This window comes from Neobacillus sp. SM06, assembly GCF_050496765.1.
In the GTDB taxonomy this organism is placed as follows: Bacteria; Bacillota; Bacilli; order Bacillales; family Cytobacillaceae; genus JAEVLT01.
Map to the genome: position 1 here is coordinate 653837 of NZ_JBNWEO010000013.1, position 17136 is coordinate 670972.

Here is a 17136-nt window from a genome sequence, read left to right on the forward strand (position 1 = left end):
AAAAGAACCGACTTTTTAGTCGGTTCTTTTTAGCAAAACGGTTTAGTTTTTAAAACGGTAGACGCGTGCTTCGTACGGCCGCAAGGAAAGTTGTTGGATCCTTTCTTCCGCATCAACCGGGTAATTGCTGATTAATAGCTCTTTCGTTGAATCATCCATTTCCCGTGGCAGGGTAAACTCAGGCTGCTCGCTCGAGAAGTTGCAAATGACAAGCAATTGCTCGTTGCCAAGCGTTCTTGTGAAAGCATAAATCTGCTCATCATCTGCTAAAAGCAGTTCATATCGTCCGTACACAATGATGTCATGCTGTTTACGCAGCTCGATCAACTTTTTATAAAAATAAAAAACGGAATTCGGATCGGCAACTTGTTTTTTCGCGTTGATTTGCGGGTAGTTCGGATTGACTTCAATCCATGGCGTACCTGTTGTGAAACCGGCATTTGCACTATCATCCCATTGGAACGGCGTGCGCGCATTGTCCCGGCCGCGGGCATGGATCACTTTTAAAAATTCATTTGGATCAACGCCATATTCATGGACATATTCATTGTACGCATTCAATGACTCAATATCTTTATATTGATCAATGGACTCAAAGCGGACATTGGTCATCCCAAGTTCTTCTCCTTGATAAATGTAAGGAGTTCCTTTCATCATATGGAGGCAAGTTGCCAGCATTTTCGCGGAAATTTCGCGATATTCTTCAGAATCATTGCCAAAGCGGGAAACAACACGCGGTTGATCGTGGTTATCCCAGTACAAGCTGTTCCAGCCGTCCTCTTCCAGCTCTGTTTGCCAGTTTGAAAGAATTCTTTTTAAATCCGTTAATTTCCAAGGCTGGTTGCTCCACTTGCCTTCAGGGCCATCACCTACTCCCATGTGTTCAAATTGAAACACCATATTTAATTCGCCGCGTTCAGATCCAGTGTACAATTTCGCATCCTCCGGCGTGACTCCCGGGGTTTCACCAACTGTTATAATATCGTACTTCGACAGCACTTCCCGGTTCATCTCTTGTAGAAACTCATGGATTCTCGGTCCGTTTAAAAAATAAGGGCCGCCATTGCCATACTTTTTCCCATCAGCCACTTCCCCGTCAGGATAACGCTGATCTTTTGAAATCATATTGATAACATCCATCCGGAAACCGTCGATACCTTTATCAAGCCACGACGTCATCATATCGTATACTTCACGGCGGAGCTTAGGATTTTCCCAGTTCAAGTCTGGCTGTTTTTTGCTAAAAAGATGTAGGTAGTATTCGTCTGTTGTTTCATCGTATTGCCAAACCGAGCCCTTAAATGCGGCTTCCCAATTCGTCGGCTCCTGCCTGTCTTTGCCAGGTTTCCAAATATAATAATCCCGTTTTGGATTGTCTTTTGAAGATCGCGATTCAATAAACCATTGATGCTCATCCGATGAGTGATTGACAACCAAGTCCATCATAATTTTAATTCCGCGCTTATGGGCTTCTTCCAGCATTTCATCAAAATCTTCCATTGTTCCAAAGTCATCCATAATATCGCGGTAATCGGAAATATCATAGCCATTGTCATCATTTGGCGACTTGTACACTGGTGACAGCCAGATCACATCAATGCCAAGTTCCTGAAGATAATCAAGCTTTGAGGTAATTCCTTTGATATCGCCAATTCCATCGCCATTGGCATCCATAAAACTTCTTGGGTAAATTTGATAGACAACACTTTCTTTCCACCATGCACGTTCCATCTGCTAAAACCTCCAGTTTTTTATATAGATTTGTAGAATGGCACTGAAAAACGTCGAATCCGGCTTGAATTGCGTCGAATCCAACTCTAACTGCGTCGAATTCCGCTTCAATCGCGTCGAATCCGAACTCAATCGCGTCGAATCCCGCTTCAATCACGTCGAATCCGAACTCAATCGCGTCGAATTCCGCTTCAATCACGTCGAATCCGTTCTCAATCGCGTCGAATTCCGCTTCAATTGCGTCGAATCCAATCTGATTCGCGTCGAATCCCGCTTCAATTGCGTCGAATCCGGTCCAAATCACGTCGAATCCGAACTCAATCGCGGTCAATCCGATCCACAAAACCCGGCCAATTCCCTTCCTTGAGCCACATTCCTTTAAAGCTCGTAAATTCTTGCCTCATATGGTCGCAAATGGATCGTTTCCTTTACGGATTCAGCCCCTGCATCAGAATAGTTTGCAATCACAAGCTTTTTCTCTTGAGTTTCGAATAAATCTGGAAGCCGGTACTCGTTTTCCTCCGCGTTTGGATTTAAGATCACAAGCCATGTCTGCCTATTTAGTGAACGGGTATATACATATAGAGAGGGATTATCCAATGATCGATCCTCATAGTCTCCGTACACCATTACCTCATTCTCTTTACGAAGCGAAATTAATTTTTTATAAAAATAAAAAATGGAATCGGGATCCTGTAATGCACTGGCAACATTAATCTCACGGTAGTTTGGGTTAACCTTTATCCATGGCGTACCGGTTGTAAATCCAGCATTAGCTGTTTCGTCCCATTGCACCGGCGTCCTTGAGTTATCCCTGCTTAAAAAGCGGAGCTCTTCCAGCACTTCCTGCGGATCGCGGCCTTTTTCGACCTCTTCCTTGTATTTGTTTTTCATTGCAATATCGTCATACTCTTCAATGCGGGCAAATTTCACACCCGTCATACCAATTTCCTCTCCTTGATACACATACGGCATTCCCGGGAGAGTGTGGAGCATCGTTGCAAACAGCTTTGCCGACTGTACACGATATTCCCGATCATTTCCATACCTTGTCACAAGGCGGGTATGGTCGTGATTGTTCAAAAATTGCGAATTCCAGCCTCTTCCTTTCAAACCTTCATACCATGTACGCTGAATTTCTTTAAAGCGGGGCAAATCCCATGTTGGCATTTCATCGGCAACTTGAAAATGGAACAAAGTGTTCAGCTCATGCCGATCTTTCCCCACATACAAGACGCCATCTTCAGGAGTCACAAACGGAATTTCACCAACCGTCATAATGTCATAATGCTGTAGCACTTCTCGATTCATTTCTTGCAAGTACTCATGAATACCCGGGTTATTCCCCAAATAGGAAATGTCGTATGGGTCCTCGGCATCAGGAAATCCATTTAATTTTGCCAATAAATTGATGACATCCATCCTGAATCCGTCAATGCCGCGATCGAGCCAATAGCGCATCATTCGATAGATTTCTTCGCGAACCTCCGGATTTTCCCAATTTAAATCAGGCTGTTGAACAGCAAATGAGTGGAAATAATATTGCTGTGTTGCCTCATCAAACTCCCATGCAGAAGGGGCAAAATAAGAACGCCAATTATTCGGGGCTTTGCCTCGAACAGGATCTTTCCAGATATACCGTTCGCGTTTCGGATTGTCTTTCGATGATTTAGATTCTAAAAACCATGGATGCTGATCCGATGTATGGTTGACAACCAGATCCATAATGATTTTCATCCCGCGCTGATGCACTTCCTGAATCAAACAATCCACAGTCTCCAAATCGCCTGCTTTTTCCATGACACCATAATAATTTGAGATATCGTAGCCATTGTCCTTATCGGGCGACTCGTACATTGGGTTTAACCAAATCACGTCAACACCAAGCTCTTTTATATAATCAAGCTTGTTGATCACACCCTGCAAATCGCCAATTCCATCACCATTTGAATCATAAAAACTGCGCCAGTACACTTGATATACGACCGCTTCTTTCCACCATTTTTTATTCATAGGACACCACCTGCGTAAACGTTTACTTTTTTAAAAATAAGTCTGCCTTTATTTCGGCATGTTTGCTTCATCACCCAACATTTGCACTGTCTGACGTTCAACAATGGTGTGGGGCATGATCCGACTTTCTACCATTTTGTCACCAGATTCAACCATTTCAAACAGCATGGTTGCTGCTGTTTTCCCCATTTCATAAAGCGGCTGGGAGACAGCTGTTAATGGCGGCGTTACCATTTCTGCCAGTTTGGTATTATCATAGCTGATAATCGACAATTGGCTAGGAATTTGGATTCCATGCTGAAATGCTTTTGACATTGCGCCAGCTGCAAGTTCATCACTGCTGGCAAAGATCGCTGTCATGTCGAGTTTTCTCCTGATAATCTCTTCCATCGCTTTCATGCCGTCTTCAAATCGGAAATTTGCCGCATTAATAATCTGGTTTTCGTCAATTTCCAGTCCATGCAAACGAAGAGCCGATTTATACCCTTCGATTCTAGGAATTCCGGCAACCGGATCACTTTCACTTCCCGTGACCATGGCAATCTTTCGATGGCCATGCCGAATTAAATAGTCGGTAGCACTAAAGGCTGCATGCCGATCGTCAACTTTTACATACGGGAGCAGAAACTGATAGGAAATGGTAGAGACAAGGACTACCGGCACTTTCATCTCCACAATCGCCTGATAATAGGCTTCGGTTACGAATTCACTGACCAAAATGATCCCGTCAATCCGCTTTTCGGCAAGAATCCTTAAATAATCCATTGTCCGCTTTCCATTGCTGTCTGTGTTGCAAACGATTACACTTAATCCTAAACGATGGGCAAAATCATCGATGCCGTTTAAGATTTCAGCTGCAAGCATGTCCGAAACCTTCGGAATTAACACGCCTATCGTTTCCGTCCTTTTGTTCACCAGACCGCGGGCAACTGCATTCGGCTGGTAGCCGAGTTCGCCAATCACTTTCAGAACCTTTTGCTTTGTTTCCTCGGAAAAGCCGGGTTTGTTGTTTAAAATTCTTGATACGGTGGCAATCGAAACATTCGCTTTTTTTGCCACATCTTTTATGGTCGGGTTCATCCGCTTCCCTTCCTCTAATTTCGCAAAACGTTACGTAAACGTTTACTATTTGATTACGTTTTCATCATACTTCACATCAATAAAAATAGTCAACGATTAATTTAGGGAAAGGACGTCAGAGCGAAAAGAAAACATCGAAAAGGCTTGCTGTTTCATATCACAGCAAGCCCCCAGTTTTTGCTTTTATACCCACCACATAGATGATGGCTGTTCTTCGATTAAAACGGATTGCAGATTGCGGACAGCGCGCTTGAATCCTTCTTCAATTGACATCAGCGGGTCTTCATGCTCAATGCTTACAACATAGTCATAGCCATACGTTCTTAAGGCGCTCATCATATCCGACCACTCCTGAAGGCTATGTCCGCAGCCGACGGAGCGGAAAGTCCATGCCCGTGACTGAACTTGACCATATGGCTGCATGTCCGTTAAACCATACATGTTGACATTGTCTTGGTCAATATACGTATCTTTCGCGTGAAAGTGATGGATCGCCTGTTCTTTTCCCAGAATTTTAATTGCCGCCACTGGGTCAATTCCTTGCCACCAAAGATGGCTTGGATCCAAGTTGGCGCCAATGGCTTCACATGTTTCTTCGCGAAGCTTCAACAATGTATACGGAGTATGGACGAGAAAACCGCCATGAAGCTCAAGACCGATTTTCACATGATGCTCTTGGGCATATTTTCCCCACTCTTTCCAATATGGAATCAACTTTTCTTCCCATTGCCATTTTAATACATCTCCGTACTCATTTGGCCATGCAACAACAGGCCAGTTCGGATATTTAGCCCCCTCATGATCACCAGCCGTTCCTGAAAAACAGTTTACAACCGGGACGTTCATCCGTTCCGCAAGTTGAATGGTTTTCACAAACGTTTCATGTGATGTCCGGGCAAATTCTTTGTCAGGTGAAAGGGGATTGCCGTGACAGCTGAAAGCACTGATGGTCAGGCCTCTGGATTCAATCTGCCCCAGATATTCCTCCCGCTTATCCTTGCTTTCTAGCAAACTGTCAAGGTCACAATGGGCATTGCCGGGATAATTTCCGGTTCCGATTTCAACGGCAGTCACTCCGGATTGTTTGACATAATCCAACATTTCTTCAAATGACTGATCTGCAAATAAAACAGTGAAAATGCCAAGTTTCATTGATTAAACCTCCTGCCTTTTCCTTGCTTCAATTTGTACACTGCTGCCAGTTTGACTGCTTTCGTAAATCGCCTCAATAATTTGAGAGACTCTTAAAGCTTCTTCTGGTTTTACCACAAGTTCCGCCTGCCCAAGACATGCCTCAACGAAATTTTCCGCTTGCGGTACACTCGGGTCATCCTCCCCTGGTATCCAAGCAGCAGGGCTGTTAAACAACATTCCGTGTTTGGCATAATTCAAACTGAACGGGAATACATCAAGGCCCCCTTTGTCCCCGGAAATGCTGACATTTTCGATTACATCCTCTTTAATATTATTGGACCACGAAGTTTCAAGCAGCAGGGACGCCCCATTCGAAAATTTAATGTAGCCTGATACATGATCATCGACATTAAATGTTTCATGGTTAAAATCGCCCCACTGATTCACCTGTCCGGGAATTTTGCTTAACGCATTGTAAGCGGATCCTGCAACCAAAGTGGGTTCGGCTTCACCCATCAGCCAAAGGGCTAGATCGAGCAAGTGACAGCCATAGTCAATTAAACTGCCGCCACCCTGTAATTCTTTGTTTGTAAAAACACCCCAGCCTGGTACTTTCCGGCGGCGAAGCGCCTGCACCCTGACCACAAGCGGATGGCCAATTTCATTTTCGAACATCACTTTTTTCGCTGCTTGTGCTTCTTTCATAAAACGATAATGGTAGGCGATCGCAAGCTTTTTGCCGGATGCTTTTGCCGCTGTGATCATCGATTCACATTCAGCAACAGACAGTGCCATCGGCTTTTCGCAAAGGACGTGAAGACCTGCTTCAAGCGCTTCGACCGTGATCTCGGCATGAAATTTATTGGGGGTACAAACAACGATCGCATCCACTTCTCCGAACATTTCTTGATAGGTCGGATACACTTCAGGAATCGCGAATTTATCCGCAACTTCTTTCGCTCTTTCAAAATTAATGTCCGATACGGCTTTTACTTCCACACGATCTGCGAGTTTCTTGAAGGCAGGGATATGTCTGCTTTGGGCAATCCCGCCAGTTCCAACAATACCGATACGCAGTTTACTCATTTCCACACCTCATGTCTTAAGCAAATGTTGTCACAGCAGTATCCACTTTTACAATTTGTTTTGTCCGAGTCGATTCTAGTGCGGCAAGGACAACATTTAATGATTTGAATCCTTCCTCACCACTGACCGGCGGCTCTGTGTCCTCAATAATACTCGTTACAAACTGTTCAATCACATGGGATGTATTCTGGCCACCCTCATCATTGGACTGGATTTTCCCCAATTCGTATTTAACCGTTTCCCCATTCTTGTATTGAACAATCAGCGAATAGTCCGGATCTTCTTCCAGCCTTAGAATGGCATTTTCACCATAAATAATCGTTGAATTGTCTTCTTTTGATACATATGCCCAGCTTGCTGCAAGGCTTCCAATGACGCCGCTTTCTGTTTTTAAAATACAAACGGCATTATCGTCTACGGTGCTATTCTTTTTCGCACTTGTTTCAATAAACGCGCCTGCTTCTACTATTTCTTCACCGAGTACATAGCGAATCAAATCCGTTTTATGTACCCCTAAATCCCCCATTGCCCCAATAAATGCCTGCTCTTTTTTAAAAAACCAGCTGTTTTTACCGTCCGCACTCCACGTTTCCGGCCCGCGATGTCCAAAAGATGTTCGAAAACTGTAGATTTTGCCGATTTCGCCGCTTTCGATCAGTTTTTTCGCTTTTACATGCGAGCTGACGAAGCGCTGATTGTGGCCAATCATTAGTTTTTTGTTATTTTTCTTGGCAGCGTCGATCATTGCTTGCGCTTCTTCCTTTGAGGTAGCCATCGGCTTTTCACAAAGAACATGCTTGCCCGCATTTAACGCCGCGATTGAGATCGGTGCATGCAAATAGTTTGGGGTACAAACGGAAACGGCATCAATCTCTTCATTTGCCAAAAGTTCTTTGTAATCTGTATAAGCTTTCGCTTGATATTTTTCTGCTGCTTCCTGTGCCCGTGTTTCGACGATATCGCAAACCGCTGCAATTTCCACTTGTTCATTTATGGCATATTCTGGAAGATGGCGGTGTTTTGCAATACTTCCACAACCGATAACCCCAATTTTGAGTTTTCCCATAAAAATAATCCTCCTCGATACGTTTTATTTACTTGCAATCGCTTCAAGCGGTTTCGCATTTCCGTAGACTGGACGCTTTCTGTCGACAGGTTTTGCCCAGTTTACGGCATTGATTATCACTTGTTGAATTTCTTTGTTATGGTAAGTCGGATACGTTTCATGGCCTGGACGGAAGTAGAAAATTCGCCCATTCCCCCTGCTATATGTACATCCACTGCGGAAGACTTCTCCTCCCTCAAACCAGCTGACAAACACCAATTGATCTGGCACAGGGATATCGAAATGCTCGCCGTACATTTCTTCTCTTTCGAGTTCAATGCTTTCACCAAGGCCTTCGGCAATTGGATGGCTTGGATCGACGACCCAAATCCGTTCCTTTTCATTCGCTTCCCGCCATTTTAAATCACAGGAAGTTCCCATCAGTTTTTTGAAAATTTTCGAAAAATGACCGGAGTGAAGAACGATTAATCCCATGCCGTCAAGAACCCGTTGCTGAACTTTTTCGACTATTTCATCCTGTACTTCTGAGTGCGCAATATGCCCCCACCATACAAGCACATCTGTGTTGTTCAGCACTTCATCTGTTAAACCATGTTCCGGTTCATCAAGTGTTGCCGTTTGCACATCCATCCCAGCGGCCTGCAAAAATTGTGCAATAGCTCCATGAATGCCTTCCGGATACACCTCGCGAACCTTAGGATTTTTTTGCTCGTGGCGATTTTCATTCCAAACAGTAACCTTAACCATTTCAATCATCTCCATTTTTTATTCTTTCACAGAACCGGAAGTAAGTCCTGAAACAATCCGGCGCTGAAAAGTTAACACCATAATGACAAGCGGAATTGTCACAACCACGGTGGCGGCTGCGATTTCACCCCAAGGAATCGTATACTGTCCCTGGAACATCGCGATCCCGACAGGCACCGTTTTATATTTATCATCTGTATTAATTGTAAGCGCAAATAGAAATTCATTCCACGCTGCAATAAATACAAGAATTGCCGTAGTGAAAATCCCCGGTACAGCAAGGGGAAGGATCACCTTCCAATACGTTTGCATAAGGGAGGCTCCATCAATTTTTGCAGCTTCTTCAAGATCCATGGGAATCTTTCGGTAAAACGTAACCAAAATCCAAATCGAAAGTGGTAAGGTAATCGTTGTGTAAGGGATGATTAAACCTAAATACGAATTTGTAAGCCCCATATTTTTCAGAAAAATATAAATGGGAGAAATTGTTGCGATCTGCGGAAACATCGAGACAGAAAGAACAATTCCGAGAATGAATGTTTTGCCTTTAAAATGCAATCTTGCTACCGCGTATGCCGCAAAAGAAGCGACAAGGACAGTGTAAACCGTTGTCGTTGTTGCGACAACTGTACTGTTCCATAAATAACGGAGAAATGGATAATTAACAAAAACAGAAATATAATTTTTGAATGTCGGGTGGGTGGTATAGGGCGTAAATGCATTTTTGCCAAATAGCTCTGTAGCCGGTTTCAGTGAACTGATTAGCATCCATATAAACGGAAACATGACAATAAAGACAAACACAACTAGGAATACATAGAATAATAGACTTGCTTTTTTCTGCATGCTGTTCTCACTCCTTCAAAAAAGTTGGATGCCCGCAAATTTATCTGCCTGAGCTTTCATTCAGAAGGTCTTTTCCTAAGAATTTGATGTAAATCATCGAAATGATGGCTACACAAATAAAGACAATAACGGAAAGAGCTGATCCTTCACCAAAATTCGTTTGCGAGAACATCACTTTATATGCGAGGATCGAGATGGTTTCTGTCGAGTTTGCTGGCCCGCCGCCGGTTAAAACAAAAATCAAGTCGAATACACGGAATGCATCCAGTGTACGGAATAATAATGCGACAAGAATACTCGATTTCAACAGAGGTAACGTAATCGTCATAAATTGTTTCCATTTTCCGGCTCCATCAATTGACGCTGCTTCATAAAGAGACGATGGAATCGTTTGCAATCCTGCCAAAAGCAGCAACGCCATATATGGGGTTGTTTTCCATACGTCTGTAAAAATAACGGAAAACATGGCACCTGTATCGGTTACCAGTAAACTCTCCATTTTCTTCACTAAACCGAAATTCTCAAACAATTTTGCGACAATGCCATTTTGCCCATCATATAAAAACTTCCACATCAGTGCAGATACAGCTGTTGGAATTGCCCATGGGATTAAGATACTGGCGCGAATGAGGCCTCTGCCAATAAATGCTTTATTAATCAACAAGGCAATGGCAAGTCCAAGAACTAATTCAGCAAAAACCGAAATAACGGTGAAAACAGTTGTATTTCCAATCGCTTTCCACATCCGGCTGCTGGTTAAATTATCTTTATAATACTGTAAACCGATAAAATTCGGCTTCATGATAGCATCTCCGTAACCGGAGGCTAGACCTAGTAGTTTCTTTTCCTGCTGAAACTTTGTTTGCCCAGAGAGGGACTTTAAGTTTTTGTATACTTGATCTGCCATTTCCTGATATTGTTTCACCGTGCCCCGATCCACTTTAGCGATACTTATCGCCGAACTTACTTGTTGAAAATTCATCAGTTTATCATTTACTGCATCATACTTCCCTTTGATTGAAGAATTTCTTTGCAGCTGTTGGTCGAAGGCTGTCAGCTTGCTTTTGATCGCTTTTAGTTTATCGGGAGCCTTGCCCGCTCTGATTTCATTGTCAAGCGCTGAAATTAAAAACGGATATGTGTTTAGATACCGTTCAAGATTAATATTGTAATTTAGATGAACAGCTGTTTTTTTCGGATCACTCAGTTTCAAATCAAATAAGCTGAAATAAAACGACTGGATGACTGGCCAAATGGCAATCAGGAGAATCAAGATCATTGCCGGAGCGACAAGATAGTAGCCTGCTGTTTTTTCCGTAAAAAGCCTGGGTCTCTTTTTTTGTTTTGGGGCTTTTTTTACATTTGAGGGAATTTCAGCTTCTGTCTTTATATTTAGGACACCGTTCTTCACGTTTTCCCCTCCCTTTTACGATTAAAATGGATTAGCCTTCAGATAAGGAAGGCTAATCACATTTTGTCAATGGAATTACTTCTTAATCACTTTCTTCATTTCTGTTTCCATATTTTGAACAGCCTGTTCGACCGTTTGCTGCCCTGCAATTGCCTTTGAAACGTTGATTTGAATGATATCGGAAATTTCAGGATAGTTTGGTGCAACCGGACGTGATACCGCAGCATTCAAACCATTGACAAACCCCGGATCTGCAAAAGTAGGGTTGGCATCGAGAATTTCCTTGTCTTTATAAAGCTTTAAAATCGTTGGAGCATGGCCGCCATAAATAGCATCAATTTTTTGTCCTTCAGGTCCAGCCATAAATTTCAAAAACTCCCATGCTTCTTTAGGATGCTTCGAGTATTTATTAATTCCAGCCATCCAGCCGCCAAGTGCAGCAGCAGACCCTTTGTCACCAGCTGGAAGCGGTGCTACACCAACTTTGCCAACAATTTTTGATTTTTCTTTGTCATTGGCGCTTGCATATTCATATGGCCAGTTGCGAAGAAATACCGTTTGCCCTTCAATAAAAGCTTGGTCTGATTCAATTTCAGTAAACGTTGTTACGTTTCCAGGAACAACATCGGATTTTGCAATTTTAACCAATTCCTTTAATCCTTTAATCGTTTCAGGACTGTTAACAACGACTTCATTTTTATCATTAATAAACTTTCCACCGTATGAAGCAACAAATTCAACTGTGTTCGTTACAAGCCCTTCATACTGCTTTGCTTGTAAAACATAGCCAAATTTCGTTCCGCCTTGCCCTTTCTTTTCCTTTGCTTTTGCGAGCAATTCATCCCATGTTTTTGGCACTTCTTCCGGCTTGACGAGATCTTTCCGATAATAGAGAAGACCGGCATCCACGAATTTCGGCAGTGCCCATTGTTTTCCGTTAAATTGGGCTGCACCTAAGGCACCTTGGTTGTATTCATTTAAGTCAATACCATCCTGCTGAATAAAGCGATCAAGCGGCAGTACATATCCTGCTTGTGCAAATTCAGCCGGCCAAATTACATCCATATCAATTACATCGATTTCTGAAGATTTTGCGTTGAAGGCCGTTACATAGGCATCATGCTGCTGCCCGGTATCGGAAGGCATCTCGCGGAATTTCACATCAATATTTGGATGCGATTTTTCAAATGCCTCAACCATTTTTTCCGTTCCTTTGGTAACATCTTTACCGCGTGCATATACAATGGTTACTTTGTCTTGACTAGTTGTTTTCGGTTTCTCACCTTGAGGTTTTGCTGTAGATGCAGTTTTATCTTGGCTGCTGCAGGCTGCGAGTGCGAGTGATAAGGTGGCGAAGACTGCTAAAAGCTTTACTTTTCTTGATTTCTTCATCGTTTTCCCCCCAAATAGTTTGATTTGCGATTCATTCCATCTTCCTGTCCCGCTATATTTCATCGATTTTTATGTACCTAGTTTTAACGTTCGGGACAAGCAAATGATCGATTTTTACAATCTACCAGTCACATCACCTCCTTAAGTAGAAGAAATCGTTTTCGTTTCATCGAAAAGAACCTATCATCCAGTCACTTTGAAAGGCAGACAGCACATGATTCGCGGACAATCAATTGATCTTCTAAAATAAACTGGACTTTCGGCAGCTCATGGTGATAAATCAGTTCAATTAACAGCTCCATCGCTTTTTTTCCAATCGAAAAGGTCGGCTGCTCGATTGTTGTAAGTGCAGGTTCAAAAATGGATGCAAATTTAATGTCATCAAATCCAATGACGGATATATCTTTTGGGACAATGAATCCTTTTGACTTGATCGCTTTGATCGCGCCCATCGCCATTTCATCATTCGCAGCAAATACGGCTGTTGGCGGCTTTTCCAAAGCTAAAAATTTCAACATTAGATTGAATCCGCTTTCAAATGAAAAATTACCTTCTTGAACCAGCAGAGGATCTACCGGCAAGTTATATTGATTCATCGCCTGTTGAAATCCCCTTAACCGATCCCTTCCTACTACGATATTGAGCGGACCGGTAATGTGGCCAATTCTTGTATGTTGTAAATTGATTAAATAATCAGTCGCTTTTCGCGCACTGCTGACGTTATCAATTGAAACGGTCGGAAGCTGTGATCCTTCATAATATTCACAGGCGAGAACGATCGGATACTCTTTGGCAGCCTCTTCCAATAGCCACTGATTGCTTCTGGCTGCAAGCAAAATCACACCGTCCACTTTTCTCTGCCGCAATATGTATAAATAACCGTTTTCTCTCTCTACGTAGTTATCCATGTCACCGAGCAATACTTGATAGCCATTTTTCATCGCGACGGACTCAATCCCACGTAGAACATTTGAAAAAAAAGTATTTGCAATATCGGGAACGACGACTAGAATTGTTTTTGTCTCTAATTTCCGAAGCTGTCTTGCCAAAACATTAGGTTGATAGTTTAATTTTTTGATAGCCTCCAAAACCTTTTCTGCTGTTTCTTTTTTTACAGTTCCCGTATGGCTGATCACTCTGGAAACCGTTGCCGTAGAAACATTCGCCATTTTTGCAACATCTGCAATTCTAACCATTGTCCTTATCCTTTCAACAAACTCACTAACTAGATTGTAATCGTTTACATTCAAATTTTCAATAAATTTTTATAATAAAAAATAGACAATTTCCTCTGAATTTAGTCATGAGGCGACAAATAACCGACAATAACAGCGAAAAAGAGCTGTGACGGTGACAGCTCTTTTTCTACTCAATTTTTCATTTCCTTTGAAAATTTTTGCAAGAATGTAAGGAAAAAGCTAATAGATTTCAGTGTTTCCGGATGATTCAGCTGTTTCCATAGTTGCAATTTTGTAATCGATTTCTTCAACTCGTTTTCCTTTTTTGCTTGTTCAAATGCAGCCAATGCTTGATTTGCCAGATCGAATGTCCCTTTTTGAACGAATGAATCTGCCAATTCGACTCCGGCAAACGCCTTTTCCGCCAAATCGAAGACCATATGGCTCGTCATCGCATCCTTAGCACTGGAAACCAATTGAGCCAAATCAAAAAGTGTGGACAATGCGCCACTTTCTTCAAGCTTTTTGAACTCACTTAGTGTGCGTTCCAAATTTTTGCTCACCTCGGGTAACACCCTCAATAGTTCAAGCGTTTCCGGCTGCAGTATTTCATCTGCAAGCTCAATCCCTTTCACGGCTTTTTCGGCGATATCTTGAACCATATCCCCTGTAAACGACGGCATAACCGATTCGGTAAAGCTCTGGATTTTTTCGATTGCTTGCTGTTCCTGCTTCGGGACTGTTAATGCCATTTCAAACAACCTCCTTTACATAATCCCTTTTGCATTCAGCCAGTACAATTCGTTATAAACCCCTTTAAACCAGTGCATAAAGTCGGATGGCCTTGCAGGAGCAGGGGGAGTTTGATAATCGAAGGTGATCATGCTGGCCTCCTCCAAGCTTGCCTCGAGAAAACAGGCAACCTTGCCGTTATATACAGCTGTATCTGGCAATCCTTTTAGACGATTCGTTAAATTTTTAACTAAAACTTCTGATTGATAATGGGCTGTTGAACCGGCTTTGCTAATCGGCAGGTTCGTGGCATCACCAATCACATAGACATCGTCCTGACCGGCCATTTTTAACGAGTAACGGTCGGTATCAATAAATCCTGACTCATCGCCTAAGTTTGACTGAATGATCACATCTGCTCCTTTATGTGCCGGGATACTAATCAAAAGATCGAATGGGTGCTCCTCACCATCCATTGTCACAGCTAGCTTTTCTTTCGGCCGTACTTCCTCAAGGTTAAAATAAGTCTCAAACTCAATTCCTCTTTGTTCAAATTGCGGCTCCGCCCATTCGGCAACCGGCTGAAGAGAATGAACCCGTCCAATAGGATACGTATATTTCAAGACAACATCTTTGCGGTTTCCTTTTTTGCGGAAATAGTCATCCAGCATTAATACCATCTCTAATGGAGCCGCAGGGCATTTATGTGGAACATCGACCGTAATCAGAATCGTTCCTTTTTCAAAATTCACCAATTCATCGCGTAATTTTGTCGCACCCTCAAGAGTATAAAAATTGCTTGCCGCTTCTTTTAATCCCGGTAGGCTGTCAAAATCAGGATAGGAGCCAGTTGAGATGACAAGAAAATCGTAATCGTATTGGCTTGTTTTTGATTTAAGGAATTTATTTTTCACATCAATTTCGGTTATTTCATCCTCAATCAACTGAACATTGCGATGGGCAATTGAGGACTGGCTGCGAATAAAATGATCCGGATTCTTTTCATTTAAAGCAATGAATAGGTATCCAGGCTGATAAATATGCTTCGAGGAATTCGTAATTTGAACGATTTCAATTTCCTCATTTTGAATTTCCTTGCTTAGCTGGCGCGCAAGCTTATTAGCCACCATTGATCCGCCACTGCCGCCGCCTAGAACTATAACACGCTTTGTCAACGTATTCACCCTCCACCTAATGAAACATGGTCGATCGAGCCCGAAAGCCCGATCGCATTTATCTCATTTTTTTAACTGCAATTCGGAAATAGCCATCTTCTGCTTTTGAATAAACAAGTTCATGTTTCATTTTCTTAACCCATTCCGGAATATCTGTTGCCGATCCTTTATCGGATGACAAGACTTCAATGACATCACCGACTTGGCTTGCTTTGATTCCTTTGATCAATTCCATCAACGGTCCTGGGCAAAAAGAACCTCTTGCATCTAACGATTTGCTAATCACGACTTCCGACATTTTTCATTCCTCCTATTTTTTGGTTGAGAGATTGGCAGAAAAGGAGATTCTGCCAATCTTCGACGATTACATTGTCATCAGCTGGGCGTTTTGTGCCATTCCTAAAAACTTCGTAACCCCAATAATGTCATCAAAGAGATCAGACATATCCTCCTTTTCCCATCCCATTACATCCATGGCCATAGCACAGCCATAAACATGAATGTCGCCGTTTTCTTTTCCTTCTTTTAACATGTCATAAAAAAGGGGAACCTGCTTGTTAAGTATTTCATTACCGACTGTTCCAGCTTGGAAATCTTTGTTTGCGATTACCTCTTTCTTAAACGCTTTCAATGCATTCATGGTGACAAAAAAGTTGACAGACATTCCCGACATGGCTGCCACCGAACCGACTAGAGCACCTGCGTGAAGTTTTTCTAAATCCTCAGATAACAAAATGACCGCTAAAGAAGGCACTTGATTCTCCATTTTTCATTCCTCCAAATTGGATTGATTTGATTACACCTTCATTATATCCATACCCCTACCCGTATGTCTGTTTCAATTTTGTGAATAAATTAACTTAGGTAAGAAAAACCGGGCAAAAACCGCCCGGTCCTTTTTAGTTTGGCCGTTATGGAATAAATTCCTTGCATGTTTACTTTTCATGTCACAGAGTCATGATTTTGGTCAAAAAGATTCGTTTCAGAATAGTAGACTTCATGTCTTACTTTTCCGGCAATCGTTAAAAAGGGTCAACATATAAATTCTGATATTATAAATGAAAACTCGCTGACTGGCGAGTCCTTTGGACGAAGACAGAGGCGTAGTTGAATTTACCACGCTCGTATACCTGCCACATCCTGTGGCACTCGCCTGACTAGGTCGTCCTGTCCATTGTCCGTTCAGAATTTATCCATATAAATTAGCAAAAAATAAAAATAGCAATCCGGCATCAAAGCGGATTGCTATTTTTCAAAAAAATTAACCGGTTATTCGCGTTCAGATGAACTTTCTTGGCTATTTTCTTCATTTAACTTGTTTTCGTCTTCTCTCATTTGCCGGCCCCAAAAAAATCCCCAAGGGTCTCTCCTTGGAAAATGCTCTTCTTCATGGGTATCAGTCTGATGTTTCCGGTTTATGACAACGTTATCTGGATCAACAATTTCAATATTTTTTGCATGGATCGTTAAATGATCGACATAGATCGTTTTTCCCTTTTTAGTGGACATCTTCACACCTCCCCAAAATGTAATTCGATTTATCCT

At 42.3% G+C, this 17136-nt stretch carries 17 protein-coding genes; 1 reads left to right on the plus strand and 16 read right to left on the minus strand.

Going from position 1 to position 17136, the window contains the following annotated elements; translation table 11 throughout:
• Nucleotides 1-42: 42 nt before the first annotated feature.
• A complete protein-coding gene (locus ACQYAD_RS08360) occupies nucleotides 43-1731 on the minus strand; it encodes a glycoside hydrolase family 13 protein (protein WP_430237112.1) in 1689 nt (562 codons plus the stop codon).
• Nucleotides 1732-1768: 37 nt separating this feature from the next.
• Between ACQYAD_RS08360 and ACQYAD_RS08365 the strand changes: the two genes are divergently transcribed.
• Nucleotides 1769-2098, plus strand: coding sequence for a hypothetical protein (locus ACQYAD_RS08365; protein ID WP_430237114.1), 330 nt, complete (start codon nucleotides 1769-1771; stop codon nucleotides 2096-2098).
• Between the two features lie 11 nt (nucleotides 2099-2109).
• Here the strand turns inward: ACQYAD_RS08365 and ACQYAD_RS08370 are convergent, their stop codons facing one another.
• The 15 genes from ACQYAD_RS08370 to ACQYAD_RS08440 all read right to left on the minus strand — a co-directional run bounded on the left by ACQYAD_RS08370 (nucleotide 2110) and on the right by ACQYAD_RS08440 (nucleotide 17100).
• Complete coding sequence (locus ACQYAD_RS08370; protein ID WP_430237116.1) at nucleotides 2110-3744, minus strand: glycoside hydrolase family 13 protein; 1635 nt, start codon at nucleotides 3742-3744, stop codon at nucleotides 2110-2112.
• A 48-nt stretch (nucleotides 3745-3792) separates the two neighbouring features.
• Nucleotides 3793-4824, minus strand: coding sequence for a LacI family DNA-binding transcriptional regulator (locus tag ACQYAD_RS08375; RefSeq protein WP_430237118.1), 1032 nt, complete (start codon nucleotides 4822-4824; stop codon nucleotides 3793-3795).
• 183 nt (nucleotides 4825-5007) lie between these two features.
• Nucleotides 5008-5976: a sugar phosphate isomerase/epimerase family protein gene (locus ACQYAD_RS08380; RefSeq protein WP_430237121.1), complete on the minus strand. Its 969-nt coding sequence runs from the start codon at nucleotides 5974-5976 to the stop codon at nucleotides 5008-5010.
• A gap of 3 nt (nucleotides 5977-5979) precedes the next feature.
• Complete coding sequence (locus tag ACQYAD_RS08385) at nucleotides 5980-7044, minus strand: Gfo/Idh/MocA family protein (RefSeq protein ID WP_430237124.1); 1065 nt, start codon at nucleotides 7042-7044, stop codon at nucleotides 5980-5982.
• 16 nt (nucleotides 7045-7060) lie between these two features.
• On the minus strand, nucleotides 7061-8110 hold the full coding sequence (locus ACQYAD_RS08390; protein WP_430237128.1) for a Gfo/Idh/MocA family protein: 1050 nt from the start codon (nucleotides 8108-8110) through the stop codon (nucleotides 7061-7063).
• A 24-nt stretch (nucleotides 8111-8134) separates the two neighbouring features.
• The gene (locus ACQYAD_RS08395; protein ID WP_430237130.1) at nucleotides 8135-8857 is read right to left on the minus strand and encodes a ThuA domain-containing protein; all 723 of its coding nucleotides are present in this window, start codon (nucleotides 8855-8857) and stop codon (nucleotides 8135-8137) included.
• A gap of 18 nt (nucleotides 8858-8875) precedes the next feature.
• Nucleotides 8876-9703 (minus strand): carbohydrate ABC transporter permease, encoded by an 828-nt coding sequence (locus ACQYAD_RS08400; RefSeq protein WP_430237133.1) that lies wholly within the window; start codon nucleotides 9701-9703, stop codon nucleotides 8876-8878.
• A gap of 40 nt (nucleotides 9704-9743) precedes the next feature.
• A complete protein-coding gene (locus tag ACQYAD_RS08405; protein ID WP_430237248.1) occupies nucleotides 9744-10982 on the minus strand; it encodes a carbohydrate ABC transporter permease in 1239 nt (412 codons plus the stop codon).
• Between the two features lie 207 nt (nucleotides 10983-11189).
• Nucleotides 11190-12506: an ABC transporter substrate-binding protein gene (locus ACQYAD_RS08410; protein ID WP_430237134.1), complete on the minus strand. Its 1317-nt coding sequence runs from the start codon at nucleotides 12504-12506 to the stop codon at nucleotides 11190-11192.
• A 191-nt stretch (nucleotides 12507-12697) separates the two neighbouring features.
• Nucleotides 12698-13702, minus strand: coding sequence for a LacI family DNA-binding transcriptional regulator (locus ACQYAD_RS08415; RefSeq protein ID WP_430237136.1), 1005 nt, complete (start codon nucleotides 13700-13702; stop codon nucleotides 12698-12700).
• Nucleotides 13703-13875: 173 nt separating this feature from the next.
• Nucleotides 13876-14436: a hypothetical protein gene (locus ACQYAD_RS08420; protein WP_430237138.1), complete on the minus strand. Its 561-nt coding sequence runs from the start codon at nucleotides 14434-14436 to the stop codon at nucleotides 13876-13878.
• A gap of 15 nt (nucleotides 14437-14451) precedes the next feature.
• On the minus strand, nucleotides 14452-15591 hold the full coding sequence (locus tag ACQYAD_RS08425; protein ID WP_430237140.1) for an NAD(P)/FAD-dependent oxidoreductase: 1140 nt from the start codon (nucleotides 15589-15591) through the stop codon (nucleotides 14452-14454).
• Nucleotides 15592-15649: 58 nt separating this feature from the next.
• The gene (locus ACQYAD_RS08430; protein WP_430237142.1) at nucleotides 15650-15889 is read right to left on the minus strand and encodes a sulfurtransferase TusA family protein; all 240 of its coding nucleotides are present in this window, start codon (nucleotides 15887-15889) and stop codon (nucleotides 15650-15652) included.
• 66 nt (nucleotides 15890-15955) lie between these two features.
• Complete coding sequence (locus ACQYAD_RS08435) at nucleotides 15956-16357, minus strand: DsrE/DsrF/DrsH-like family protein (RefSeq protein ID WP_430237143.1); 402 nt, start codon at nucleotides 16355-16357, stop codon at nucleotides 15956-15958.
• Between the two features lie 503 nt (nucleotides 16358-16860).
• Nucleotides 16861-17100 (minus strand): hypothetical protein, encoded by a 240-nt coding sequence (locus ACQYAD_RS08440; protein WP_430237145.1) that lies wholly within the window; start codon nucleotides 17098-17100, stop codon nucleotides 16861-16863.
• Nucleotides 17101-17136 lie beyond the last annotated feature (36 nt).

What these genes read in the sequence shown, in the direction of transcription:
- ACQYAD_RS08360 (WP_430237112.1), bottom strand. Translation starts at nt 1,731, where the DNA reads ATGGAACGTGCATGGTGGAAAGAAAGTGTTGTCTATCAAATTTACCCA.
- ACQYAD_RS08365 (WP_430237114.1), top strand. Translation starts at nt 1,769, where the DNA reads ATGGCACTGAAAAACGTCGAATCCGGCTTGAATTGCGTCGAATCCAAC.
- ACQYAD_RS08370 (WP_430237116.1), bottom strand. Translation starts at nt 3,744, where the DNA reads ATGAATAAAAAATGGTGGAAAGAAGCGGTCGTATATCAAGTGTACTGG.
- ACQYAD_RS08375 (WP_430237118.1), bottom strand. Translation starts at nt 4,824, where the DNA reads ATGAACCCGACCATAAAAGATGTGGCAAAAAAAGCGAATGTTTCGATT.
- ACQYAD_RS08380 (WP_430237121.1), bottom strand. Translation starts at nt 5,976, where the DNA reads ATGAAACTTGGCATTTTCACTGTTTTATTTGCAGATCAGTCATTTGAA.
- ACQYAD_RS08385 (WP_430237124.1), bottom strand. Translation starts at nt 7,044, where the DNA reads ATGAGTAAACTGCGTATCGGTATTGTTGGAACTGGCGGGATTGCCCAA.
- ACQYAD_RS08390 (WP_430237128.1), bottom strand. Translation starts at nt 8,110, where the DNA reads ATGGGAAAACTCAAAATTGGGGTTATCGGTTGTGGAAGTATTGCAAAA.
- ACQYAD_RS08395 (WP_430237130.1), bottom strand. Translation starts at nt 8,857, where the DNA reads ATGGTTAAGGTTACTGTTTGGAATGAAAATCGCCACGAGCAAAAAAAT.
- ACQYAD_RS08400 (WP_430237133.1), bottom strand. Translation starts at nt 9,703, where the DNA reads ATGCAGAAAAAAGCAAGTCTATTATTCTATGTATTCCTAGTTGTGTTT.
- ACQYAD_RS08405 (WP_430237248.1), bottom strand. Translation starts at nt 10,982, where the DNA reads ATGATCTTGATTCTCCTGATTGCCATTTGGCCAGTCATCCAGTCGTTT.
- ACQYAD_RS08410 (WP_430237134.1), bottom strand. Translation starts at nt 12,506, where the DNA reads ATGAAGAAATCAAGAAAAGTAAAGCTTTTAGCAGTCTTCGCCACCTTA.
- ACQYAD_RS08415 (WP_430237136.1), bottom strand. Translation starts at nt 13,702, where the DNA reads ATGGTTAGAATTGCAGATGTTGCAAAAATGGCGAATGTTTCTACGGCA.
- ACQYAD_RS08420 (WP_430237138.1), bottom strand. Translation starts at nt 14,436, where the DNA reads ATGGCATTAACAGTCCCGAAGCAGGAACAGCAAGCAATCGAAAAAATC.
- ACQYAD_RS08430 (WP_430237142.1), bottom strand. Translation starts at nt 15,889, where the DNA reads ATGTCGGAAGTCGTGATTAGCAAATCGTTAGATGCAAGAGGTTCTTTT.
- ACQYAD_RS08435 (WP_430237143.1), bottom strand. Translation starts at nt 16,357, where the DNA reads ATGGAGAATCAAGTGCCTTCTTTAGCGGTCATTTTGTTATCTGAGGAT.
- ACQYAD_RS08440 (WP_430237145.1), bottom strand. Translation starts at nt 17,100, where the DNA reads ATGTCCACTAAAAAGGGAAAAACGATCTATGTCGATCATTTAACGATC.